The organism is Sphingopyxis sp. EU05-FHT14B03 (assembly GCF_058790875.1).
Window position 1 is genome coordinate 266,982 of sequence record NZ_JBYTDC010000001.1, and the last position, 23,163, is coordinate 290,144.

Genomic DNA, 23,163 nt, shown 5'->3' on the forward strand with positions numbered 1-23,163 from the left:
CGGAGTTGGTCCCTTCGTGTCTGTCAGAACGGGCTGATGATCGAGAAGAAGCGTTGCAGCCAACCCTGCTGGCTGGCACGGGCGATCTCGCCCTTGCCGACGTAGCGGATGTGCGCGTTGGCGACGCGGGTCGACAGGATGCGGTTGTCGGGGCTGATGTCGATCGCGCGGACGATGCCCGAAATCTGGACGCGCTCATCGCCGCGGTTGAGGGTGAGCAGTTTCTCGCCCTTCACCAGCATCGTGCCGTTCGGATAGACGGCGGCGACGGTCACGCTGACCTCGCCCGACAGCGTGTTCGACTGAGCGGCGTCGCCCTTGCCCTTGAATTGGGATCCGCCGCCCATGGCGACATCGCTGGGATTGAACAGCGACAGCGGGCCGGTGGCCGGCGGGGTCAGCCCGACGCTGCCGTCGCGCGTCGTGCCGGCGCTGTTGCTCTTCGCCGCGATCGTCCGTTCGACGAGCTGGATGGTCAGGATATCGCCGACCTGCCCCGCGCGCCCACCCGAGGTGAGCGCGACATAGCTGCCCTGAAAGATCGAGCCATTGGCGGGCGGCACCGGCGGCGCCGGTTCGGGCATGGTGACCGAAAAGGCGTCGGGCGCGATCTGGTCCTTCTTCTTCGCCTCGACCGCGGCCGGAGCCGCGAGCAGCGCGAAGAACAGGAGGCCGGTCAGGCCGTCAGAGCGTTTGCGTGGCATTTTTCAGCATCTCGTCGGTGGCCTGGATCATCTTGGAATTGACCTCGTAAGCGCGCTGGGTCTCGATCATGTCGACAAGTTCCTCGACGACATTGACGTTCGATCCTTCGAGCATGCCGCCGCGCAGCGTGCCGCGGCCTTCCTCGCCCGCGGCGCCGACCAGCGGCGCACCCGAGGAGGCGGTCTCGACGAGGATATTGTCGCCGATCGCCTGCAACCCCGAGGGATTGGCGAAGCGCGCGATCTCGATGCGGCCGAGTTCGGTCGCTTCCGACTGGCCCGCGACCTGCGCCGAGACGGTGCCATCGGCGCCGATCGAGATGCTCGTCGCATCCTCCGGAATCTGGATCTGCGGTTGCAGCGGTTTGCCATCGGGGGTGATGATCGTGCCGTCGGCCGAGCGGTTGAAATTGCCCGCGCGGGTGTATCCGGTGCGCCCGTCGGGCATCTGGACCTGGAAATAGCCAGCGCCTTCGATCGCAACGTCGAGCGCATTGCCCGTCGTCTGCAGCGTGCCCTGCGTGTCCATGCGCGAGGTGCCGGCGAGTTCGACGCCGGTGCCGAGGTTGAGCCCGGTCGCATAGCGGTTTTCCGCCGACGACGGCGCCCCCGCCTGCGTCATGATCTGATAGCCCAGCGTTTCGAAATTGGCCCGGTCGCGCTTGAAACCCGTGGTGTTCACGTTGGCGAGGTTGTTCGCGATCACCTGCATCCGGAAGCCTTGGGCATCCAGACCGGTTCGCGCGACGTGCAAGGCACCATAGCTCATATTCTTGTCTCCTTAACGGGGCAGCGCCATCAGGTTCGCGGTCGCGCTGTCCATGTCGCGCGCGTCACTGATGAGCTTGAGTTGCGAATCCCAGGCCTTGCTGGCCTCGATCATGTCGACGAGGGCGACCGTCGCGGTGACGTTCGAGCCCTCGATCGAGCGGGTGATAACGCGCGCTTCGGGATCGTCGGGCAGGATGCCCCCGCCCTTGACGCGAAACAGATTGTCGAGCCCCTTGACGATGTCCGACCCCGTCGGCGTCGCGAGGCGCAGGCGATCGACCTCCTGCGGATTTTCGGGATCGCCGCCGGCGGGCACGACAAAGACGCGCCCTTCCTGGTCGATCTTGATCGAATCCGCGGGCGGGATGGTGACGGGTCCTTGCGAACCCTGCACCGGATGGCCGTCACCGGTGGTGAGCAGTCCGCTGGGCGAGACCTGAAGGTCGCCGCGGCGGGTATAGCCCTCCTCGCCATTCGGCGCCTGGACGACGAGCATCGCGTCGCCGGCCATCGCGATATCGAGGTCGCGGCCGGTCGCGGTGATCGTGCCGGCGCGCATATCGGCGCCGACGACTTCCTCGGACGCCATGGCGCGTCCGCCCGCACCGCTGCCGTGCAGCCACAGCGACTGCGCTTCGGCCATGTCGGCGCGAAAGCCGGGGGTCTGGGCGTTGGCGAGGTTGTTGGCGATCGCCGTCTGCCGGGCCATGCTGCCCCGCATCGCGGTGAGGCTGGTATAGATGACGCGGTCCATGGGGTTGCTCCTGGCAGGCGGCTAATCGCGGGCTATCAGCGGAGGCCGATGATCGTCTGGGTCAGCGCGGACGCGCCCTCGATCGCCTTGGCATTCGCCTGGAAATTGCGCTGCGCCGCGATCAACATCACCAGTTCCTCGGTGATATCGACGTTCGAGCGTTCGAGTGCGCCCGACTGGATCGTGCCCATCGGGCCGTTGGTCGCCGCATCGATCGTCGGCTGGCCGCTCTCGCCGGTCGCCTGCCAATGCGCATCGCCGACGGGGCGCAGGCCCTCGGTCGCGGGGAAGGTCGCCATGGCGATCTTGCCGAGCGTCTGGTTCGAACCATCGGCGAAGGTCGCGGTGGCGAGGCCGTCCTGGCCGATCGACACGTTGACGAGCGCGGCGTCGGGATTGCCGGCGGCGTGCTGCGGCACGACGAAGTCGGTCGTCGAGGCAAGGGTGCGGCTGGTGACATTGCCGTCGGCATCGACGGGCAGCAGCTGCAGCGTCGCGCCGGTCGAGTCGACGACGCGGCCATCCTCGAGCGGCGAGAAGGAGCCGTTGCGGGTGTAGGTGACCTGGTTGCGCGGCGGTTCGCCCTTCACGACGAACATGCCGTCGCCGATGATCGCCATGTCGAACGTCTTTTCGCTCGATTCATACGACCCTTGGGTGAACTGCTGGGTGATGCCGGTCAGGCGCGTGCCCTGCCCCGCGACGGTCTTGGTCGACTGGTTCGGCGAGGCGGCGAAGATGTCGCCGAACTGCGCCTTGCTGCGCTTGAAGCCGATCGAGCCGGCGTTGGCGATGTTGTTCGAAACGACCGACATTTCGGTCTGGGCGCCCTTGAGGCCCGAAAGCGAGGTATAGAAAGACATGGGATCGGTTCCTTACTGCGTGCTGGTGGTGTCGGTGGTGGTGGCCGGCGCGGGGGTCGCGGCCTTGATGTCCTTGAGCAGCTGGGTCTGCGCCGTGAGCTGGTCGGAAATCGTCTGAAGCGTGGTGTTCGTCTCGGTGATCCCGGCGAGGCTGGAGAATTGCGCCATCTGCGCGACCATCGCCTGGTTATCGACCGGGTTGAACGGGTCCTGCTGGCTCAGCTGCGCGGTCATCAGGCGCAGGAAATCGCTCTGCCCCATCTGGTTCGCGCTGCCCTTCGGCTGGAGCACGACATTGCTGGTGTTGGTGACGCTGTTCACGGCCATCTTACTGTCCCATCCGCAGGGTTTCGTTGATCAGGCCCTTGGCGGTTTCGAGGACCTGGACGTTGTTCTGATACTGGCGGGCGGTCTCGACCATCTCGACCAGCTCGGCGGCGCTATCGACCGCGGCGTCCCAGACATTGCCGTCGGCATCGGCCAGCGGGTTGTTGGGATCGTGCCGTTTCGACGGCGCCATTTTCGTTTGCGTGACCTGGTCGACCGCGACCGTCGCGCGGCCGCCTTCGTCCATCACGGTACGGAACACCGGCTTCATCGAGCGATAGGCGCCCGCTTCGCTGCCGGCGGTCGTCCCCGCATTGGCGAGGTTCGACGCGGTGGTGTTGAGCCGGATCAGCTGCGCCGACATCGCGCGGCCGCTGATGTCGAAGACCGAGAAATTGCCGTTCATCGTCATTCGCCCTTCAGCGCGCGAGTCAGCGTGTTGACGCGGCCCGAGAGGAACGAGAGGCTCGAACGATAGGCGAGCGCGTTTTCGGCGAAGGCGGTCTGTTCGGTCGCCATTTCGACGGTGTTGCCGTCGAGCGACGACTGGACCGGAATGCGATATTCGATCGCCCCTTCCATCGAGCCGCCCTGCTGCGCGAGGTCGAGCGCTTTCGAAAAGTCGAGGTCGCGCGCCTTGTAATTGGGCGTCGCGGCGTTGGCGATGTTCGACGCGAGCAGCATCATCCGCTGGCTGCGGAGCTGCAGCGCATTGGCGTGGATGCCGAAGAGCTTCTCTGATGCCATCGTACACAATCCTTCTTTCGGTGGTCCGCTCCGGCACCGGCCGGCGCAGACGCGCGAAAAACACCAAGGCATTATGCAATCGGCGTGCCAAACGTGGATCATTGCCGGATTTCCGCCATTTTTCAGGCCCCGGAACCGTGAGTTGTTCGAGCTGTCGGCGCGAGGGTCAGATTTTTGACGGCCGTGCGGCGAGCCGCCCCGAAAGCCGCGGCAAAGCGCGACTGGCACGCATCCTGCAATCAGGCGAGCGACCATTTTGGACCAAAGGAGATGGGTCATGAACCGCAATCTTTTCCTTGCCATCGGCGCGTTGGCCATGGCGATCCCTGCCGAAGCGCCGGGCCAGACCGCCAGCGAGGACTGGCAGACGATCGACGTGCTCACCGCGATGGTGGCCAGTGCCATGGGCCGCACCGCGACCCCTATCGACCGCCGCATCAAGCTCGCGCGCTGTCCCGAACAGGCATCGGTGACCGCCGTCGACAGCTCGACGCTCGCCGTCCGTTGCCCGTCGCTCGGCTGGCGGCTGCGCGTGCCGATGACCGCCCCGGCCGGCGCCAGCGCCGCGGGCGGCTTCGTCGCCAAGCCCGCCGCCGCCGCACCGGTGGTGCGCCGCGGCGACAATGTCCGCGTCACCATCGATACCGAAAGCTTCTCGATCAGCTATGCCGCCACCGCGACGCAGGACGGCCGCGTCGGCGACCTGATCGCGCTGCGCGGCAGCGACACGAAGAGCGCGCTGAGCGCCGTCGTCACCGGCCCGGGACGCGCGCGCCTGGTCGACTGACCCTTCCTGATCAAGGTCCCGAGCCTTGTTCAGGGCCTGAACCCCTCAATTGCGCGTTCGAGGCGTCGAAATGGCGAAGATATTGGGTTTGGGCGGACGCAGCCGGTAGTGGTTCTACCTGCAAGGCCGCACAAGCCCAAGATCGAAGCCATTTCGACGTCCCTTCGGGATTTGACCGATTTTGCCCATGGCGTCGTCGGCAAGCCTCGACATATCGACATATGCCTTCGCCTTGCCTCCTAGCCCTGAGCAAAATCGCTTCAAACCTCGAACGCGCAATTGAGGGGTTCAGGCCCTCTGGCCCGGTGGTTGTCGGTTTCCCGACGCCGCCGGGCCTTTTCTTTGGTTTTTTTGACCGATCGCGCTTAATCGCCCGATTTCGCGTCCGTTAAGTCCCTTCGAACAGGCCCGTCGTTTTTCTGACGGACCCGAGGAAAGGAGGCGCACATGACGGGAGACGGCAAAATCGGGCTGCAGGTCGGCAACGTCGTGCGCATCGGCGCCGTGCGCAAGATCGCCGGCGCCACCGCCGAACCCGCACCGACGCCCGCGCAGCCCAGGGCCGCGAGCGAGCCGGTACCGGTCGCCAGCCTGATCGGCCTCGCCGCCGATATCGCCAGCCAGCCCGCGCCGGTCGACGGCGCGCGCGTCGCTGCGATCCGCGGCGCCATCGCCGGGGGCAGCTATCTCCTCGACCCCGCCGCCACCGCGCGCGCGATGATGCAGTTTCACGGACGCGGCGCCGACGCATGATGATGCAGATGGAAGAGGTGCAGGCCCAGCTCGACACGCTGGTCGCGGCGCTCGACGGGCACGACGCCGGCGCGATCATCGCGGCGACCGAAGCGCTCGCCACCGCGGTGATCCTGTTCCGTAGCGCGAAGGTTCCGCCGGGCCGCGAGGACCATGCCCGGATGCTGATCGACATGGTGCTGCGCAAGCTGGAGGCCGCCGCGATCCGGGTCAATGTCCTCAAGGACTGGACGCGTCAGAGGATTGACAGAAACCACCAGGTCCGCGGCACCGGGCCGCAGGGCATCGCGCTAAGCTATTAATTAACCAAGACAACTACGCCATTTTCAAAGAATGGCACGATGATTGCTTTTGGTCTGCTGAATGCAGCGGAACCAACAGCCATGACGACGATCAACAACAGTGCCGCCAGCGGCGCCGCCTCCCCCGTGATGGCGGCGGTGCAGGACGCATCGGGCCGTACCGGGGTCGATTTCGACTATCTGGTCGATGTCGCGCGTGTGGAAAGCGGCTTTAACCCGACCGCGAAAGCATCGACCTCGTCGGCGCGCGGGCTGTACCAGTTCACCAAATCGACCTGGCTCGCGACGCTCGACCGCCACGGCGCCGACCATGGCCTCGGCTGGGCCGCCAACGCGATCGGCCGCGATGCATCAGGGCGGCTCACCGTTACCAACCCGACGCTGCGCCAGCAGATATTCGACCTGCGCGACGACCCCGCCGCTTCGGCCGCGATGGCCGCCGCCTTCACCTCCGACAATCGCGCCTATGTCGAAAGCCGGACCGGCCGCACCGCCGAGCCCGTCGACCTGTACCTCGCCCATTTTCTGGGAAGCGGCGGCGCGGTGAAATTCCTGTCAGCGTGGGCGGCCGACCCCGACCAAGCCGGCGCGACGATGCTGCCCGAGGCCGCGGCCGCCAACCGATCGATCTTCTACGCCGCCGACGGCAGCATGCGCAGCCTCGGCGACATTCGCGAACGCTTCCGCGCCAAGCTCGATGCCGGCGGCGAGCCCGGCTTCACCCCCGGCGCCTTCCCCGGCGGCACTGCCCCAGCCCCCGGCTGGCGGATGCAGATGGCGAGCATGAGCGGCACCCAGGCCGGGCGTCCGCCGCTTTCGATGATGGATATTCAACCAATGCCCAAGAAACTCTCGATGGGCTTCGCAGCCCAGGCCTATCAACGCCTCGCCTCGCTCGGAGGCGGCGCATGAACCTGAGCTTCAACGCCCGCGACGCCGGTCGTTTCGCCGGTGCCGCCGCGCTGCCGGCCGGGATGCTGATCCTCGTCGCGCTGATGGTGATCCCGGTATCGCCGCTGATCCTCGACATCAGCTTCGTCGCCAACATCATGGTCAGCCTCGCGGTGCTGATGGTCGCGCTGTCGGCCGCCAAGCCGCTCGATTTCTCGGCCTTTCCGACGGTGTTGCTGCTCACCACCCTCTTTCGCCTCGCGCTCAACGTCGCCTCGACGCGCGTCGTGCTCGTCCACGGGCACGAGGGCACGCACGCTGCGGGTCATGTCATCGAAGCGTTCGGCCAGGTGCTGATCGGCGGCGACTATGTCGTCGGCCTGTTCGTCTTCGTCGTGCTGATGATCATCAACATGGTCGTCATCACCAAGGGCGCGGGGCGCGTGTCCGAAGTGTCGGCGCGCTTCACCCTCGACGCTTTGCCCGGCAAGCAGATGGCGATCGACGCCGACCTCAACGCCGGGCTGCTCACCCCCGACGAAGCCAAGGCGCGGCGCGTCGAAGTGGCAACCGAAGCCGATTTCTATGGCTCGATGGACGGTGCGTCGAAATTCGTGAAGGGCGACGCGGTCGCCGGCCTGCTGATCCTGTTCGTGAATATCGTCGGTGGCCTGATCCTCGGCGTGTTCAGCCACGGCCTCAGCTTCTCCGAAGCCGGCAGCACCTATGTCACTCTCGCGATCGGCGACGCGCTGGTCGCGCAGATTCCGGCGCTGCTGCTGTCGATCGCCGCCGCCGCCATCGTGACCCGCGTCACCTCGCCGATGAACCTTTCGGACCAGATCGGCAGCCAGTTCGCCTCGCCGCATATCTGGTTCGCGGTCGGCGCCATCCTGTTCATCCTCGGCATGGTCCCGGCGATGCCGCAGATGCTGATCCTGCCCGCCGCTGCTCTGTCGCTCGGCATGGGATGGCAGTTGCGCAAAGCCGCCGCCGCGGTCGCCGCAACTCCCGAACCGGCGCTGCCCGCGCCCGACCCGCACCTGATCGAATGGTCCGACGTCAGCGATTCGAGCCCGTGCCAGCTCGAGATCGGCTATGCCCTCGTCGCCCTCGTCGACGAACGCAAGGGCGCGCCGTTGATGGGCCGGATCACCGGCATCCGACGCCAGCTGTCGAAAGAACTCGGCTTTGTCGTCCCCGCGGTGAAGGTCAGCGACGACCTGTCGCTGCCCGGCAACGTCTATCGCATCTCGGTCGCGGGGGTGATCGTCGGCGAGGACGAGGTCTTCCCCAATGAAATGCTCGCGCTCGACTCGGGCGACCTCGTCACCAAAGTCACCGGACGGCCGTGCAAGGACCCGACCTTCGGCCTCGACGCGTTGTGGATCCCGCGCAGCAGCCAGAACGACGCGATCGCCGCCGGCTATACCGTCGTCGATCCGGCGACCGTCGTCGCAACCCACCTCAACAACAGCATCGTCGCCGCGTCGTCCGACCTGTTCGGTATCGACGATGCACAGGCGCTGATCGACAATCTCAAGGCCCAATATCCGCAGCTCGCGGCGAGCCTGACCCCGGCGGGCTATGCGCTGCCGCGCATCGCCAGCCTGTGCAAGGCGCTGCTGATCGAGCGCATCCCCTTGCGCGATTTCCGCAAGATCGCCGAGGCGATGGTCGCCTTTTCGGGCCAGCAGCTTGGCGAAAGCGACCTGGTCGAGGCGGTGCGCCAGCGCATCGGCGCGCTGATCGTCCAGACGATCGTGCCGAGCCGTATGCCGCTCCCCGTCGTGACCTTCACACCCGAGATCGAGATGCTGCTCAACCAGGCGGTGCGCGCCAATCCGGGCGCCGAATGGCCGTTCGAACATGGCATGGCGATGAAGATCGTCGGACAGATCGGCGAGGCGGTCGAACCGCTGCTGTTGTCGACGCGCAGCTTCGCGCTGGTCGCGTCGCCGATCTGCCGCCCCGCGCTGTCGCGGCTCGTCCGCGCGACGTTCCCCGACGTCGCGGTCATTTCCTACCTCGAAATTCCCGCCAGCAAGGCGACCGAGATCGTTGCGACGATCGGTGCCGATGTGCCGCGGCTAGCCGACGAAAGCGCCGAGCAGATGAAGGACCATCATCATGAGAATTGAGCCTGCCGAGCAATTCGCCGGCGCGGCGGCGCGCGCCGCATCGCCGCAGGGCTATGGCACCAGCGCCGAGGACCTGATCGACGAATATGCGCCGCTGGTGCGCAAGATCGCCTGGCAGGTGTTCTCGCGCCTGTCGCGGACGAGCGACCTCGACGACCTCGTCCAGACCGGGCTGATCGCGCTGATCGAGGCGAGCCGCCACTATGAAGAACGCGGTTTCGCCTTTGCCACCTATGCCTCGACGCGCATCCGCGGCGCGATGATCGACCAGCTGCGTCGCGAGGCCGATGTCGGGCGATCGGCGATGGTCGCCAGCAAGCGCATCGGCAGCGTCCGCGCGGCGCTCGAACAGAATCTGATGCGCGCGCCGACGACCGCCGAAATGGCGGCGGCGTTCGAAATGTCGGCGGAGGAATATTTCGCACTCGAGCGCAGCGCGACGCACGGGCGGTCGACCTCACTCGACGCGATGCTGGACGAAGGCAGCTTCCTGCTCGCCGACGACAGCGACGGGGCCGACGACCGGTGCGAACAGGACGATCTGCTCGAAGCGCTGGGCGAGTGTATCGCCCGGCTACCCGAGCGCGAGCAATTGGTGCTGCAGCTCTATTTTTTCGAGGAACTCAATCTGCAGGAAATCGGGCTGACGCTCGATGTCAGCGCGGCCCGCGTGTGCCAGATCAAGGCGGGCGCGATGGCCAAGATCGACCGGATGTTGCGCGATATCACCGAATAGGATGACCGGGCGCGGCGACCGGGGAGGCCAGCCGCCGCATCCCGGCCGGAGGGGACTACATTGCGAGCCGGCGACGGCTGTTCCACGCATGGCCCATTTTTTCGAAATAGCGCGTCATGCTGTCGACGCCATTGTCGGTGAGCCGCACGATCGAGCGGCGGCGGTCGCGTTCGTCGATGAAACGTTCGGCGAGATCGAGCTGTTCGAGCAGCGCGATCATGCGCAGCCCCGACGACAGCGGCACTCCGGCGCCGGTCGCGAGATCGCTGGCGCTGAGTTCGCGGTCATTGGTCTTGGCCAGCATCAGATCGAGCAGCATGTCCCAGGTCGGCCCGGTCAGCTGGTTGCTGCCGAAATGCGACTTGCGCGTGCGGCGCATCTGAAGACTGAAGTTGAGTTGCTCGATCAGGCCCGGAACCGGCGCGTCGATCCGGTCGGGCTGCGACACGACCGGGACCTGCCCGCCAGCACCGCTGCCAAGCATTTCCTGGATCTGGTCGATCCGCGATTTGATTTCCGCAATTTCAACATTCGAAAATTGCTGCATGGATTGGGACCCCCGGGGCGCCCGCTATGCGGTCGCCCTCACGTCACCCCTCTGTTCCGTCGATCCCGCCGCGTACATGATCACGAGCAGGATCGGATAGGATATATATATCGAAAGCAGCGAATAGGGACGCGCCAATATCTCCGAAAACATCAGCTTCTGGATATGCCCGAAAATCGCGATGAGCTGCCAACCGGTGATCCAATAGGGCCAGAAACGCTCTGTTTTGAAGGCGATGTACCAGAAACTTATCAAGACGATGAGGTCTATGACGAAGATATTGATTTCGATATTTGTCCATTCCGGAACGGGTGACACCAATGTGGAGCAGACCGATGCGATCAGCGCGGTGTAAGCCGCCCAGCGTTCCAGGGGACCGCCGCGCTTCATCGCGACGGCCACCGTGATCAACAAAACGCTGTAATAAATCGCAACGGCCCACATGTGGCTTTCGTCAACCTTCCGTAGTGATTACGAAGCCTTGGCCAGCGGCATTTCCACGACGTCGGCGCGAACCAGATCGTTGCTGCCCTCGTCGAGCGACGCGCTGGCGGGCTTTACTCCGGCGCCGAACATGCGGGTGCCGAGACCGACCTCTTTCTGCGTCACGGTCAGCGCGAGATGCGCATCGGTGAGCAGCTGGCGGACGTCGCCGGCGGCGGCCAGGGCGTGCGCGACTTTCGACATCGCTTCCTGACCGACGATCGCCGACATGTTGGTGTCGCGGCGCACGGTGGGCAGGGTCGCGGCGAGGTTGGCGATGCGGATCATCACCTCGTCGATGGCGTCTTCGGCCTGGTGCAATTCGGAAGCGATTTTTTTCGCGCCGGAGAGTCTTTGGTTCAGCATTTCTTGGTCCTTGAAAAAAGAATGCTACCGGTTCCCCCCCGCAGCATTCGGCTCGAACGTCAGGTCAACCGACCAAGTCCGACAAGGATCGAGTAGAGAGCGGAGAAGGCCAAAATCGTCACAAATGCGATCAAGATCGGCCAGATAATCCTTTCCAACAACCCATGCCGATTGATCGGCTGGGACTTGGTCGGAAACGGCAAACCAATGTTGAAGATCTGCCGAAACGACCCGTGCCCCGGGTCGCCTTCGTCGGCGGGCAGGGAATCGGAAAGGTTAACCGGTTGATATGTCAAAGGCTGATAAGGGGTAACATCTTCGAAGACACCGTTACGAGCCAATATCGTTGCGGCCTCTACCCTGTTAGAAACGTTGAGTTTTTTTAGAGACCTTCGCACGCGTTCGTCGACCGTGTGCGGCGACACGTTCATCAGCCGCGCGATCTCCTTGGAATTTTTATGCTCGAAAACATGCCGCAGCGTTTCGATTTGCGCGGCAGACAGCAGGCTGATGTAATTGTCAGGATCGCCTTGCACGGGTCGGGAATAGTACATCTCGAGTCGAAAGCAAGCTGGCTAACTAGGTGTTAACGCTGTGGCGCGCGCATGCGGCGACCGCACCGGCGGCCCGGCGATGCCGCCGTCCTGTTTCGACAAGATGTCAAATCGCTTCATTCTAGTCTCCGCTCGCTGTTGTGCTCATCGGCGGAAGCCGACCCGATTTTTATCTATGCCCCGCTGAATCACGAAGGGCGACCGAACGCAAGCCCGTTGTGACACCGGGTGTCCCGCGTTGCGTCGCCCGGACGGCGAGCAAAATCGCGCCAAGCGGCCCGGCATCCTGCTTCAGCGCCGGCGGAGCGACGATACACGACAATGCCGTAAGGTCATAATCGGCGATATAGATCACCAGTCTTTCGGCGGCGAGGATCGCGGCGCGCGCCACCACATCAGGCTGGCCGAGGGCGACGCTGCCGCCGACGATGATGCGGTCTGGCGACAGGGCGAGCATCAGCACGGCAAGGAGTTCGGCGAGGTCGGACGCGACCGCCGCCCAACCCGGATCGGCCGGATCGACGGTCGCGGGATCGCGCCCGAAGCGCGCGCGTAGCGCCGGCCCGCTCAGCAGCCCCTCGACGCAATCGCGGTGGAAGTGACAGGCGCCGACGAAACCATCGCCCGCGGCGCGGCGCAGCGACATATGCCCGATTTCGGGGTGAAGGCGCCCGGTCACCGGCTGACCGTTCACGATCACCCCGCCGCCGACGCCGGTGCCGATGGTCAGATAGACGATCGTCCTGCAGCCGCGCCCGGCGCCGAACTCGGCCTCGGCGATCCCGGCGCCGTTGACGTCGGTATCGAGCGCCACCGGACTGGCGAAACGCGAGGCGAAAGGGGCGACGACGCGCGCACCGGTCCAGCCGGGCTTCGGGGTGTCGAGGATCGTGCCATAGTCGGGCGCGGCAGGGTCGACGCGGATGGGGCCGAAACTGGCGATCCCGATCGCCGCGATCGGCGCCTGCCGGTCCCATGCGGCGACGATATCGACCGCGGCGCTCAGCGTTTCGTCGGGGCTCGTGGTCGCAAGGCTGCGCTGGTCGACGATGTCGAGCCCGTCGGCGAGGGTCACGACGACCTTCGTCCCGCCCAGTTCGACCCCGGCGAAACGGCCGGCCGGCGCGGGTGCGGTCGTCGTCATCGGGCGTCGCGCAGCCGCTCGCCGACCGAATTGGCGAAATGCCGCTCCATCGCGGCCCGCGCCCGCGCCGGCTCGCGCGCCGCGATCGCATCGGCGACCTCGTGGTGGAGGGTCAGCGATTCGGCGCGCTCTTCGGGCAGCGCACGCTCCTGCCAGGCGCGCGGGACGGCGCGCGCCATCATTTCCTCGAACGAACAGATGATCTGGTAGAACAGCGGATTGCCGCTCGCGGCGGCGATCACCTGATGGAATTCGGTATCGGCGGCGGTGCGCGCGACCTCGTCCCGATCGACCGCGAGCCGATGCGCGGCGGCCGATATCGCGCGCGCCTGATCGTCGCTGCGGTTGAGCGCGGCGAGTTCGGCGGTGCGCAGTTCGAGCGTGCGGCGCACGTCCCAGACGTCAGCGAGGCTGACCTGCGCGGTGTTGATCGCATGGCCCAGCGATGCCGCCATCGCCGACCCGTCGATCGCGCCGACGCGCGGGCGGCGGCCGTTGCCGACATCGACGAGGCGGAGCGCCGCGAGCGCCCCGAACGCCTCGCGCATCACCGGGCGGCTGACCCCCATTTGCGCGGCGAAGCTCCCCTCGCCCGGCAAGCTGTCGCCGACTTTCAGGTCGTGGGTGCGGATATGATCGCGCACCATCTCCATCGCGCGCTCGACGAGCGATCGGCTCGCGGTCGCATCGATCGCGGCGACGCGGCTCATGCCGCGACACCGATACGGCGCATCGCGGTCGGCGCCATGCCGAAACGCCGCGAAAAGGCGCGGGTGAAGCTGGCGTTGTTGAGATAGCCGCAGCGATAGCCGATGCTCGCCACCGGCAGGTCGCTCGCCGCGAGCATCTGCCGCGCCTGGCGCAGCCGCCGTTCGCTCAGCGCCTCGGCGACGGTGCAGCGATAGAGTTCGCGAAAGCCGCGTGTCAGCTTGTCGCGGTTGAGGCCGCAGCTCTTCGCGATATCGTCAATGGTCAGTTTTTCGTGCCAACGTTCGTCGACGATCCGCCGCGCCGCGGCGATGCGCGCGATGTCGCTTTCGCACAGGCTCGGCTGGCCATCGACCGGCACCATGCGCCCCGCGGCGAGCGCGGCGAAAAACTGGCAGAGCAGTTCAAGCGAGCGCGCGAGGCGCAGCGTGTCGGCGGCGCGCGGATCGCTGTCGGGCGCAACGATCGACTGGCCGAGCCCGCGCAGATCCGACGGCAGATACCAGCGCGCGGCGGGATCGGGCAGGTCGCCGAACAGGCGGCGGCACGCGGCGCGCGACACCGCGAAGATCAGCAGATGATCGTCGGCGACAGCATCGAGTTCGGCGAGACCGAGCGTGCTGACCACCGGTTCCTGCACCCCGCCAAAACCGAGCAGCAGCGCGTCGGACGGCAAGTGGCGGCGATCGCAGCCCCCCGACCCGACAAAACTCGTCATGTCCTGCGAAACGATCACCACATGCTTCGACGTCATGGCTGTTCTCCCATGCGTCGTTTAAACCTGTCAGACAGCTCTTGGCAACAGCTGTATGACAGGTTGGCCGCGCGCTTAGCTGGCCCCCGCCATCGCCGCGTCGGCACTCGCGACTTCGCGTTCGGCCTGGGTGAAGCCGTAAGCGGGAACAATCGCGCCGTCGCGGTCGATCACGCGCGGCAGTTCGGCGATCAGCCGCTGGCCCGCATCGGCACCGGCGCCGATATGGAGCCCCTGCGACAGCGTGACGTCGGCCACTGCGAAATGTCCTGCCCCGGCACACAGGATTATACGGGTCGGCGTATCGTCGACGACGAGCGGCAGCAGCGCCGGGCTGACCAGCGCCGGGTCGAGCCGGTCAAGGCTGGCGTCCGACAGCACCCCATGCGTCATCTGCGTCGCCGCGGTCGGCGCCAGCGCATTGACGCGGATGCCATATTTCTCGCCCTCGATCGCCAGCGTCTGCATCAGCCCGACAAGCGCCATCTTCGCGGCACCATAATTGGCCTGGCCGAAATTGCCCCACAGTCCCGACGATGAGGTGGTCATGACGATGCGGCCATATTGCTGCGCGCGCATCACCTCCCACACCGCCTTGCAGCAGATCGCGGCGCCGATCAGATGGACGTCGATCACGGTGCGGAAATCGTCGAGGCTCATCTTGGCAAAGCTCTTGTCGCGCAGGATGCCGGCGTTGTTGATCAATATGTCGATGCGGCCCCATTGGTCGAGCACCTGCCGTACCATCGCCTCGACCGCCGCTTCGTCGGTGACCGAGGCCGCGACCGCGAGCGCGGTGCCGCCGCCCTGCTCGATTTCGCGCACCACCGCCTGCGCCGGTTCGATCGCAAGGTCGTTGACGACGACGGCGGCGCCCTGGCTTGCCAGATACAGCGCGTGCGCGCGGCCGAGTCCGCCGCCCGCGCCGGTCACGATCGCCACCCGGCCGCCGAGCGACAATTCCGAACCCGATGTCGTCATCCTGAAAACTCCTTTGTTCACTCTCTAGTTAGTTAATATCTTTCGCAGCGAAGCTTTGGCGTGACGCGTGGAGCCCCCGCTCCCGCCTCAGGCCGTCTTGTGGCAGATCTGCAGGAAGCCCGCGGCCATGAACGAGGCCATGCGCGCCTTGATCGCTTCGAAATCCTCGGACTTGCAGACGCCACCCGACAATTTGTCGATGCGTCCCGTCCGCGCCAGCGTGACCATCAGCGCGCCGGTGACGAAGTGATAGCCCCAGAAGATGTCGCGCTCGGCGCAGTCGGGCAGCGCTTTCTTGAGCAGGTCGATCAGCCGCAGCACCACCGGGTCGAAATGGCTGTCCATCAAATCGGCGCCCCATTCGGGGGTGTTGGCGACGAGCGCGCCGAGCGCGCCGTAATTTTTCCAGCCCTCGCCGCCATGGATATAAAGGTCGAGGTCGGTGTCGAGAAAGGCATGAAGCGCACCCTCGACGGTCGGCGTGTCGCCCGCCAGTTTCTCATAATCGTCGAGCGCCTGCATCCGCCGCTCGCTGGTCACCACCGCACGGCGCGCGAAGACCGCGTCGAACAGGCTTTTCTTGTCGGCGAAATAATAGTTGAGCAGCGTGTGGTGGACGCCGACGCGCTTGGCGACGTCCTTCAGCGTGACGCCGTGCAGACCGTGCTTCGAGAAAAGATATTCGGCCTCGTCGAGCATCTGCTCGATCGTTTCGGCGCGCTGTTCGGCCTTGGTCGACCGCCGACGCGTTTTTGGCTCGTCTGCCACTGGCACCACTTCCGATCCCTGTTCCCCGGCGCCCCGCGCCGCAGTCCGCTCAACCCGCTCCATGCTCGTTCCGCAAGCGAATCTTATCGATTTTTCCGGTCGGCGCCAGCGGCATGGCGGCGAGCCGCACCACCGCATCGGGAATCCACCAGGTCGCGACGCGGCCCGCGAGCGGCGCGAGCAGCGCGGCGTCGTCGATCTCCTCGCCGCCGCGCATCTCGACCAGCAGCACCGGGCGCTCGCCCCATTTGGCGTCCTGCCGCCCGATGACGGCGGCGAGCGACACCTGCGGCAAGGCCCCGACCACCGCCTCGATCTCGGCGGGGTTGATCCATTCGCCGCCAGACTTGATCAGATCCTTGGCGCGGCCGGTGATGATCAGATTGCCGCGCGCGTCGATGCGCGCGAGGTCGCCGGTCGGGAACCAGCCCTCGACATCGGTCGCGGGCGCCTCCTCGCCGAAATAGCGGTCGACTACCGACGCGCCGCGTACGTACAAATGTCCCTCGCCGCCGCGCTGTTCGGGAAGCGGCGTGCCGCCTGCATCGGTCAGCCGCAGGTCGACGCCGATCGCCGGCCGCCCCGACACCGCCGCACTGCGTTGCGGATCGTCGGGCGGCGCGATGACGCCGAGCGGCGACAATTCGGTCATGCCCCAACTCGTCTGCACGGTGACGCCGAGCCGGCTTTCGAGCCGTTCCATCAGCGCCGGAGCCATCGGCGCGCCGCCGACGATCAGGCGTTCGAGCGACGGCAATTCGCCGCCGACCGCCTCGAGATGTTCGACCAGCCCCAGCCAAACCGTCGGCACCCCGACCCCGATCGTCACCCTCTCGGCGGCGATCAGCCGCGCGAGGCTGGCGCCATCGGCCTGACGACCCGGCAGCACCAGCTTGCCGCCGACTGCGGGCAGCGCAAAGGGCAGCCCCCAGGCGTTGGCGTGGAACATCGGCACCACCGCGAGCACCGCGTCGCGGCTGGTGAAGGCCATGACATCGGCCTGCAGGCTGCGCAGCGTGTGGAGGAAACTGCCGCGATGCGTGTAGGTCACGCCCTTCGGCGCGCCGGTGGTGCCCGAAGTGAAGCAGAGGCCCGCGGGTGCGGTTTCGGGGAAATCGCCCCAGACGGCGCCATCTGGCGCGTCAGCGATCAGGCTTTCGAGTTTGGTTACCGGGACGTTCGCGCCGCCCTCGCCTCCCGGACCATCGATCAGCAAGATGCGCTCGATCGCCGGCGCGCGCTCGGCGATCAGCTTGGCCAGCGGTAGCAGGTCGGCGCTCGCGACCAGAATCTTCGCGCCCGACTGCACCGCCATCGATGCGAGCTGCGGCCCCGTGAGACGCGGGTTGAGCGTGTGGCACACCGCCCCCATGCCCATCACCGCATACCAGAGCTCGACATGCGCCGAGCTGTTCCACGCCAGCGTCGCGACGCGGTCGCCCTGCCCGATCCCGACACCATCGAGCAGCGACGAGATCGCCAGACTGCGGATGCGGAGCGCGGCGTAAGTGACACGACCGATGCTGCCGTCGTCGCGCGCGCTCACCACCTCGGCCTCGCCATGCCAGCGCGCGGCATGGTCGAGGAAGCGGTTCAGCGTCAGCGGATAATCCTGCATGCTCCCGTCGATCATGGACAATCGGCGCCCTTGACGAGCACCGGCGACAAGATGCCGGTGTTCCAGTTCCACGGCAGATTGCCGGCGGCGCGGCGGCGGCACATCGCCGCCTCGTGCAGCGCATACATGCCCGGCATCAGCCGCACGCCGGGGCGCGGGATGTCGGCGAAGGCGAGGAAGGCGGCGTCCTGGCCATAGGGACGCCAGACCGCCTGACCCGCTGCCTCGGGCTTGCCGGTCTTCGCGAAGGACACCCAATAATCGCCCATCGCCGCCGCGAAGCGCTTTTCGGCGACCGTGTCGGGGATTTTGGGCCAATAGGGCGGCGTGTCGGTCGCGGTGCCGAACACATAAGGGATTTCGGCGGCGTGGAAGCCGTGCAGCCCCGCCTCGCTCGTCGCCGGATAGCCATGGTCGAAAAGGTAGAGATAGGCGGGCTGGCCGAGCGCACTCTGCTTGACCGCGAGCCGCTCGGACGTCCAGCCATAGAGCGCGTCGCGCGTGGTCGCGATCACCGCTTCGCCCAAATCCTTGGCGGGATAGAGCTTGAGCCAGCCATCGGCGAGATCGCCATAACGCTCGCGGATCGCCGCCTCATAGACCGCAGCACTCGCGGGCGCCGGCGGCGCGAGCATACGCAGCGAGCGGATTTCACCGATGTTGAACCCCGCGATCATAGCCACCGGCGCCTGCTCGCCGCGGTCGAAACTGTCGACCAGCTGTCGCGGCAGCACCTTGCCGTCGACGGTACCCCAGGGGAAATAGCCGGCCTTGAGCGCGCCGTCGTTGAGCGCAGTGGCATCCATCGCGCGCAGCGCCGCGAGGTCGGCGGCGCCGAGCGCCGCGGCGACCTTGGTCCCCATCGTCTCGGCCGGCACCTCGCCATGCAGTGCCTCGCGGAGCGACGGGGTCGAGATCATATAGGCGCTCTGCGCGATGGCCTTGTGGAACAGCCCGCGCGCTTTGGGCGCGGTCATCAGATACATCACGCTGAGCGCGCCCGCGGACTCGCCCGCGATGGTGACATTGTTCGCGTCGCCGCCAAAGGCGCCGATATTCGCCTTTACCCATTCGAGCGCCGCGATCTGGTCGAGCAGCCCATAATTGCCCGACACCCCGTCGGGCGATTCCTTGCTGAGTTCGGGGTGCGCCATATAGCCGAGCGCGCCGAGCCGATAGTTGATCGACACGATAATCGCGCCGCGCGCGGCAAGCTTGGCGCCATCGTACATCGCCTCATGGCTGTAACCGTTGGTCAGCGCGCCGCCGTGGATCCACACGATCACCGGCGCGTCCTTGGCCGCCTCGGGCGCCCAGATGTTGAGCGTCAGACAGTCTTCAGAGGCCTTGGCAGGCGGGTTGGTATAGATGCCGATCGCGGTCGGGCGCGGCTGGATGCAGGCGGCGCCGAAGCTCTGCGCCTTGCGCACCCCCTGCCACGCGGGCAGCGCGACCGGCGGCTTCCAGCGCAGCGGGCCGACCGGCGCCTGGGCGAAGGGAATGCCCTTGAATATCCGGACCTTGCCTACCGCCTTGCCCTCGACCGATCCGGCGGGGGCGTCGACCACCGGCGCAGCGGCGACGGCGGGCGTCGCCACCAGCATCGCGGCGGCGAGCAGCGTAGTTGTCTTTTTCATGCCGAAGCCTCCTCGCGGCGCAGCTGCCGTGCGAGCCAGAGAAAGAGAGCGATGGCGACGAGATAGAAAGGCGTCAGCGTGTAGAGCGCGGTCTGCAGCCCGTGCGCGTCGCCCTGCGCCTTGAACCAGTCGCTTGCGAAACCGACCCATGTCGGCCCCAGTCCCAACCCGATGAAATTCATGATGAGGAGCAGCAGCGCCCCGGCCAGCACGCGCTGGTTCGGCTTCACTTCCTCCTGCACCAGCGCGACCGATGCCGAGAGATAGAAATAGTTGAAGACCATCACGACGCTGAGCAGCGCGAGCGCCAACGGCCAGCCCGGTGCCCAGACGAAGCCGATATAAAAGGGCATGGCGACGACCAGCGACAGCGCTGGAGCGATCGCATAGCCGGCGCGCGATTTCCGCACCATGCGGTCTATCACCCGCCCCGACACGATCATCCCGCCGCCCATGCCGACCAGCAGCACCAGCGCGTACCAGATCGCGACATCGCCCAGTTCCATGCCCTTTTCGCGCATCAGGAACAGCACCGCGAAATTGCCGAGGCCGTAAGTCACGAACTGCGTCGCGCCGCTGCCGAGCGCCGCGAGCATCAAGATCGGGTGCGACAGGAACATGCGCACCGTCGGCCAGAACTCCGCCTTCTCGTCCGCAGGCGAACTCGAAACCGGCGCCGCAACATCGGTCGCCCCGCGCTTCGGCTCGCGCACTGTCAGCCACACGACCAGCGCGGTGACAATGCCGATGACGCCGACCGCGATGAAGGGGATGCGCCAGCCGAAATGCTCGGCGATCGCGGCGCCGAACGCCACCCCCGCCGCGGCGCCGATCGCCGGGCCGAGGTTGAAGATGCCCAGCGCGGCGGCGCGCTTGCCCGGCGGATAGGTGTCGGTGATGATCGCATAGGAGGGCGGCACGCCCCCCGCCTCGCCAAAGCCGACGACCATGCGCGCGATCGCAAGCTGGGTGTAGTTCGCCGCCATCCCGCACGCGACGGTCGCGCCGCTCCACACCGCGCAGGCGAGCGACAGCACCCCGACGCGGCTCGTTCGGTCGGCGAACCAGCCGACCGGGATCGCGATGAAGCAATAGAACATCGCGAAATAGAGCCCGCTGATCAGCCCGAGCTGGCCGTCGCTGATCTGGAGCGCATCCTGGATCGGCTTGGCGAGGATCGACAGCAACTGGCGGTCGAGGAAGTTCAGGACATAGACGAAGCAAAGCATCCCCAGCACGAAGCCGGGCCTGCCACTCGGCCGCGCACCCGGCGCGGCGGAGGGCGAGAGATCGGCGACCGCCACGGCTTAGAGACTGTAGCCGAGACGAATGCCGAAGGTGCGCGGCCGCATCGTGCCGAAGCGGCTGTTCAGGAAGGCCTCGGGATGGATGTAGGTGATCGAATGATCGTCGAAGACATTCTCGACATAGAGCTGCGCCGAGATATCGCCCTTCTTCAGCCCGAGGCTGAGGTTGACGTTGCTGTAAGCATCGGTCTTGCCGAAGGTCGCGAGCGGCACGTTCGGCGCGCCCGGGGTGTTCGGGAAGCTGCTGTTGTACGACCCGATATGCTGCGCATTGACCGCCAGCAACGCATCGACGTCGGACCCGATCTTGAAATTATACGACATATAGGCCGATCCCTGAATCCGCGGCGCCGACAGCCGGTGCCCGAGCACCGCGCCCGAAATCGCAGCTTCCGCCGCCGACAGCCTGGTGATCTTGCTGTCATTATAGGCGCCGTTGAAACCGATCGACCAGCCGGTCACAGGGATCACCGCGACCTCGAACTCGAAACCCTTGCTCTGCGCCGCGCCGATGTTGGTCGCGAACTGCACCGAGTCCGACACGCGGTTCGCCTGCGCCTGGATATTGCTCCAGTCGATCAGGTAAAAGGCGGTGTTGATCGACACGCGCCCGCCGAGCCAGCGGCCCTTGGCTCCGACCTCATAGCTTTTCAGGCTGTCCGACGTTGCGCCGAAAGGGATGATGATGTCGTTGGGATCGACGATACTCGCCCGGCCGGCAAAGGCGTTGACAATCGGCGCACGGAAACCGGTCGAAAAGGTCGCATAGGTGGTGAGGTTCTCGCTCGGCTTAAACGTCGCGCTCGCTTTCCAGGACGGCTTTGATCCCTTCGCCTTGACTCCAGTGACCGCGTCATATGCGGGAAAATAGTTGAAGGCGACGTTGCGGATGTTGCCCAGCGCCACCGAGAAATAGTTGAGGTCCAACGGCGGGTTGGGCGCCGGGAGAGGGATGCGCACAAAGGCGAGGTACCCACCCGCCTCGGTAAAGCCCTGCGCCGAGGTCTCGCCGTAACGCATGCCGCCCGTCAGCCAGAACTTGTCCGAGAAGCGATAGGTCAGCTCGCCAAAGCCCGCGAGTTCCTTGCTGACGGAGTGGGTATATTGCTTCTGATAATATTTGTCGGGCAACCCAGTGTAGTTGCGTTCTGCCAGGAAGGCCAAGCTCGAGCGGTAGAAATAATCGACGTCGCGGCGGCGATCGAGATAGAAGCCGCCGACCACGAACTGGAACGGGCCGTCGAGCGTCGAGGCGAGCCGCGTTTCCTGCACGAACACCTTGTCATAACCATCGGCGTCGAGGCCGAAGGCGATCGGCGCGCCCGGGAACGAGCCGGGTTGAAAGGTGCCGGCGAGGTCGACGTAGAAACGCTGCTCGAAATCCGAATAGGTCGACGAACTGGTGAGTTTGGCGAAATCGAATTCATAGTCGATCGTCGCGTTCGCAATCAGTTGCTTGCCGGTGAAACGATCGGGTTCGTCCGACACGCGCTTGTTGCGCCCCAGCGACGGGCTGGTCAGCGAGCTGTCCTTGGGGTTGCTATATTCGTAGCTGCCGAGCAGCTTGATCGACAACCGGTCGGTCGGCTTCCACAGCAGGGTGGCGCGACCGCCATAATCGATCAGCGTGTTCGAATTGTGGACGCCCGTCCCGACATTGTCGAGATAGCCTTCCTCGTCACGATAGAAACCGACGACGCGCAGCGCCAGCTTGTCTTCGACCAGCGGCACATTGACCATCGCATTATAACGCTGACGAACGCTGTCCGATCCGGTCAGCCCGAGATCGACGAGCGCGGCGGTGTCGAAATCGTTGAGATCGGGGCTTTTCTGCAGGATGCGCATCGCGCCCGACAGCGAACCCGATCCGAACAACGTCCCCTGCGGCCCGCGCAGGAATTCGACGCGCTCGACGTCGAACAGATTGGGGTCGACGACGGTGGTGTTGCCGATCGTCGAGACCGGCAGTTCGTCGATATAGATCGCGACCGAGCTTTGCAGGTTGGCGTTATAGCCGTTGGTCGCGATGCCGCGGGCGGTGAAATTGTTGAAGTTGGCGGTCGGCTTGTTGAGCACGACGCCCGGCGTCTCGCGCCCGATGCCTTCATAACCGACGATGCCCTTTTCGGTCAGCTCTTCCTGCGAATAGGCCGAGATGCTGAGCGGCACGTCCTGGATGCGTTCGGCGCGGCGTGTGGCGGTGACGATGATCGACCCGTCGTCGCCATCCGGCTCCTCGGCCTGCGGGGCGGTGCCCCCGGCATCCTGCGCCACGGCGATGGTCGGAACGGTGAACAGCGCGCCCGCGCACACGGACGCCAAGAAAATTGCCCTCATCATATCTCTCCCAGCATGCGCCGATCGGGTGTCGGCGTCGGGATGTTTATGCCGAGGCTTCACGGGTGAGTCAATATTCACTCTCTCGTGTGTGAATATTATTTATGGAGAGCGTTTCAGTGTGAAGTTGGGCGGAAATCTGCGGTGAAAGCGACCGTTCGGCGACGCACGCCGTCACCCTTC

At 65.8% G+C, this 23,163-nt stretch carries 26 protein-coding genes; 6 read left to right on the top strand and 20 right to left on the bottom strand.

The window, feature by feature from the left end; translation table 11 throughout:
• Nucleotides 1-23: 23 nt before the first annotated feature.
• Genes AC3WS4_RS01405 through AC3WS4_RS01435 form a run of 7 tightly spaced genes read right to left on the bottom strand, consistent with a single transcriptional unit; the run spans nucleotide 24 to nucleotide 4,166 of the window.
• Nucleotides 24-704, bottom strand: coding sequence for a flagellar basal body L-ring protein FlgH (locus AC3WS4_RS01405; RefSeq protein WP_492740144.1), 681 nt, complete (start codon nucleotides 702-704; stop codon nucleotides 24-26).
• Nucleotides 685-1,473: a flagellar basal-body rod protein FlgG gene (gene flgG / locus AC3WS4_RS01410; RefSeq protein WP_056349416.1), complete on the bottom strand. Its 789-nt coding sequence runs from the start codon at nucleotides 1,471-1,473 to the stop codon at nucleotides 685-687. Before flgG ends, AC3WS4_RS01405 begins: the two co-directional genes overlap by 20 nt.
• A gap of 12 nt (nucleotides 1,474-1,485) precedes the next feature.
• The gene (locus AC3WS4_RS01415; RefSeq protein ID WP_492740143.1) at nucleotides 1,486-2,229 is read right to left on the bottom strand and encodes a flagellar basal body rod protein FlgF; all 744 of its coding nucleotides are present in this window, start codon (nucleotides 2,227-2,229) and stop codon (nucleotides 1,486-1,488) included.
• A 35-nt stretch (nucleotides 2,230-2,264) separates the two neighbouring features.
• On the bottom strand, nucleotides 2,265-3,092 hold the full coding sequence (locus AC3WS4_RS01420) for a flagellar hook-basal body complex protein (protein WP_056349411.1): 828 nt from the start codon (nucleotides 3,090-3,092) through the stop codon (nucleotides 2,265-2,267).
• Nucleotides 3,093-3,104: 12 nt separating this feature from the next.
• Entirely contained in the window at nucleotides 3,105-3,419 is a 315-nt protein-coding gene (locus AC3WS4_RS01425; protein WP_492740141.1) for a flagellar hook assembly protein FlgD, read from the bottom strand.
• A 1-nt stretch (nucleotide 3,420) separates the two neighbouring features.
• On the bottom strand, nucleotides 3,421-3,831 hold the full coding sequence (flgC, locus tag AC3WS4_RS01430; protein WP_056349404.1) for a flagellar basal body rod protein FlgC: 411 nt from the start codon (nucleotides 3,829-3,831) through the stop codon (nucleotides 3,421-3,423).
• Nucleotides 3,828-4,166, bottom strand: a complete 339-nt coding sequence (locus AC3WS4_RS01435; RefSeq protein ID WP_056349402.1) for a flagellar basal body rod protein FlgB — start codon at nucleotides 4,164-4,166, stop codon at nucleotides 3,828-3,830. Before AC3WS4_RS01435 ends, flgC begins: the two co-directional genes overlap by 4 nt.
• A 277-nt stretch (nucleotides 4,167-4,443) precedes the next feature.
• Here AC3WS4_RS01435 and AC3WS4_RS01440 point away from each other — a divergent pair, with 277 nt between their 5' ends.
• The 6 genes from AC3WS4_RS01440 to AC3WS4_RS01465 all read left to right on the top strand — a co-directional run bounded on the left by AC3WS4_RS01440 (nucleotide 4,444) and on the right by AC3WS4_RS01465 (nucleotide 9,776).
• Entirely contained in the window at nucleotides 4,444-4,953 is a 510-nt protein-coding gene (locus AC3WS4_RS01440) for a flagella basal body P-ring formation protein FlgA (RefSeq protein WP_187139380.1), read from the top strand.
• 447 nt (nucleotides 4,954-5,400) lie between these two features.
• Nucleotides 5,401-5,706: a flagellar biosynthesis anti-sigma factor FlgM gene (locus AC3WS4_RS01445; protein ID WP_187139379.1), complete on the top strand. Its 306-nt coding sequence runs from the start codon at nucleotides 5,401-5,403 to the stop codon at nucleotides 5,704-5,706.
• Nucleotides 5,703-6,008, top strand: coding sequence for a hypothetical protein (locus AC3WS4_RS01450; RefSeq protein WP_187139378.1), 306 nt, complete (start codon nucleotides 5,703-5,705; stop codon nucleotides 6,006-6,008). Before AC3WS4_RS01445 ends, AC3WS4_RS01450 begins: the two co-directional genes overlap by 4 nt.
• Before the next feature lie 81 nt (nucleotides 6,009-6,089).
• On the top strand, nucleotides 6,090-6,920 hold the full coding sequence (locus tag AC3WS4_RS01455; RefSeq protein WP_492740140.1) for a transglycosylase SLT domain-containing protein: 831 nt from the start codon (nucleotides 6,090-6,092) through the stop codon (nucleotides 6,918-6,920).
• On the top strand, nucleotides 6,917-9,040 hold the full coding sequence (gene flhA / locus AC3WS4_RS01460) for a flagellar biosynthesis protein FlhA (RefSeq protein WP_492740139.1): 2,124 nt from the start codon (nucleotides 6,917-6,919) through the stop codon (nucleotides 9,038-9,040). Before AC3WS4_RS01455 ends, flhA begins: the two co-directional genes overlap by 4 nt.
• Nucleotides 9,030-9,776, top strand: a complete 747-nt coding sequence (locus AC3WS4_RS01465) for a sigma-70 family RNA polymerase sigma factor (RefSeq protein ID WP_187139376.1) — start codon at nucleotides 9,030-9,032, stop codon at nucleotides 9,774-9,776. Before flhA ends, AC3WS4_RS01465 begins: the two co-directional genes overlap by 11 nt.
• A gap of 55 nt (nucleotides 9,777-9,831) precedes the next feature.
• Here AC3WS4_RS01465 and AC3WS4_RS01470 read toward each other — a convergent pair whose 3' ends face one another.
• From AC3WS4_RS01470 to AC3WS4_RS01530, 13 genes are all read right to left on the bottom strand, one after another.
• Entirely contained in the window at nucleotides 9,832-10,323 is a 492-nt protein-coding gene (locus tag AC3WS4_RS01470) for a helix-turn-helix domain-containing protein (protein WP_187139375.1), read from the bottom strand.
• Between the two features lie 24 nt (nucleotides 10,324-10,347).
• Nucleotides 10,348-10,767 carry a hypothetical protein gene (locus AC3WS4_RS01475; protein ID WP_492740138.1) on the bottom strand — a complete coding sequence of 140 codons (420 nt, stop codon included), beginning with the start codon at nucleotides 10,765-10,767 and terminating at the stop codon, nucleotides 10,348-10,350.
• A gap of 27 nt (nucleotides 10,768-10,794) precedes the next feature.
• A complete protein-coding gene (locus AC3WS4_RS01480) occupies nucleotides 10,795-11,172 on the bottom strand; it encodes a hypothetical protein (protein WP_056349369.1) in 378 nt (125 codons plus the stop codon).
• 59 nt (nucleotides 11,173-11,231) lie between these two features.
• On the bottom strand, nucleotides 11,232-11,708 hold the full coding sequence (locus AC3WS4_RS01485) for a response regulator transcription factor (protein ID WP_492742587.1): 477 nt from the start codon (nucleotides 11,706-11,708) through the stop codon (nucleotides 11,232-11,234).
• Between the two features lie 187 nt (nucleotides 11,709-11,895).
• Nucleotides 11,896-12,870 carry an ROK family protein gene (locus tag AC3WS4_RS01490; RefSeq protein ID WP_492740136.1) on the bottom strand — a complete coding sequence of 325 codons (975 nt, stop codon included), beginning with the start codon at nucleotides 12,868-12,870 and terminating at the stop codon, nucleotides 11,896-11,898.
• Complete coding sequence (locus tag AC3WS4_RS01495) at nucleotides 12,867-13,580, bottom strand: FadR/GntR family transcriptional regulator (protein ID WP_492740135.1); 714 nt, start codon at nucleotides 13,578-13,580, stop codon at nucleotides 12,867-12,869. Before AC3WS4_RS01495 ends, AC3WS4_RS01490 begins: the two co-directional genes overlap by 4 nt.
• The gene (locus tag AC3WS4_RS01500; RefSeq protein WP_156377742.1) at nucleotides 13,577-14,332 is read right to left on the bottom strand and encodes a helix-turn-helix transcriptional regulator; all 756 of its coding nucleotides are present in this window, start codon (nucleotides 14,330-14,332) and stop codon (nucleotides 13,577-13,579) included. Before AC3WS4_RS01500 ends, AC3WS4_RS01495 begins: the two co-directional genes overlap by 4 nt.
• 75 nt (nucleotides 14,333-14,407) lie before the next feature.
• Nucleotides 14,408-15,313 carry an SDR family NAD(P)-dependent oxidoreductase gene (locus AC3WS4_RS01505; protein ID WP_492740134.1) on the bottom strand — a complete coding sequence of 302 codons (906 nt, stop codon included), beginning with the start codon at nucleotides 15,311-15,313 and terminating at the stop codon, nucleotides 14,408-14,410.
• An 87-nt stretch (nucleotides 15,314-15,400) separates the two neighbouring features.
• Nucleotides 15,401-16,090, bottom strand: a complete 690-nt coding sequence (locus tag AC3WS4_RS01510) for a TetR/AcrR family transcriptional regulator (protein ID WP_492740132.1) — start codon at nucleotides 16,088-16,090, stop codon at nucleotides 15,401-15,403.
• Between the two features lie 40 nt (nucleotides 16,091-16,130).
• Nucleotides 16,131-17,714, bottom strand: a complete 1,584-nt coding sequence (locus tag AC3WS4_RS01515; RefSeq protein WP_492740130.1) for an AMP-binding protein — start codon at nucleotides 17,712-17,714, stop codon at nucleotides 16,131-16,133.
• A complete protein-coding gene (locus tag AC3WS4_RS01520; protein WP_492740129.1) occupies nucleotides 17,711-19,336 on the bottom strand; it encodes a carboxylesterase/lipase family protein in 1,626 nt (541 codons plus the stop codon). The genes AC3WS4_RS01515 and AC3WS4_RS01520 overlap by 4 nt, the downstream gene beginning before the upstream one ends.
• Entirely contained in the window at nucleotides 19,333-20,565 is a 1,233-nt protein-coding gene (locus AC3WS4_RS01525) for a spinster family MFS transporter (protein WP_492740349.1), read from the bottom strand. Before AC3WS4_RS01525 ends, AC3WS4_RS01520 begins: the two co-directional genes overlap by 4 nt.
• 78 nt (nucleotides 20,566-20,643) lie before the next feature.
• The gene (locus AC3WS4_RS01530) at nucleotides 20,644-22,980 is read right to left on the bottom strand and encodes a TonB-dependent receptor (RefSeq protein ID WP_492742589.1); all 2,337 of its coding nucleotides are present in this window, start codon (nucleotides 22,978-22,980) and stop codon (nucleotides 20,644-20,646) included.
• Between the last annotated feature and the right edge of the window lie 183 nt (nucleotides 22,981-23,163).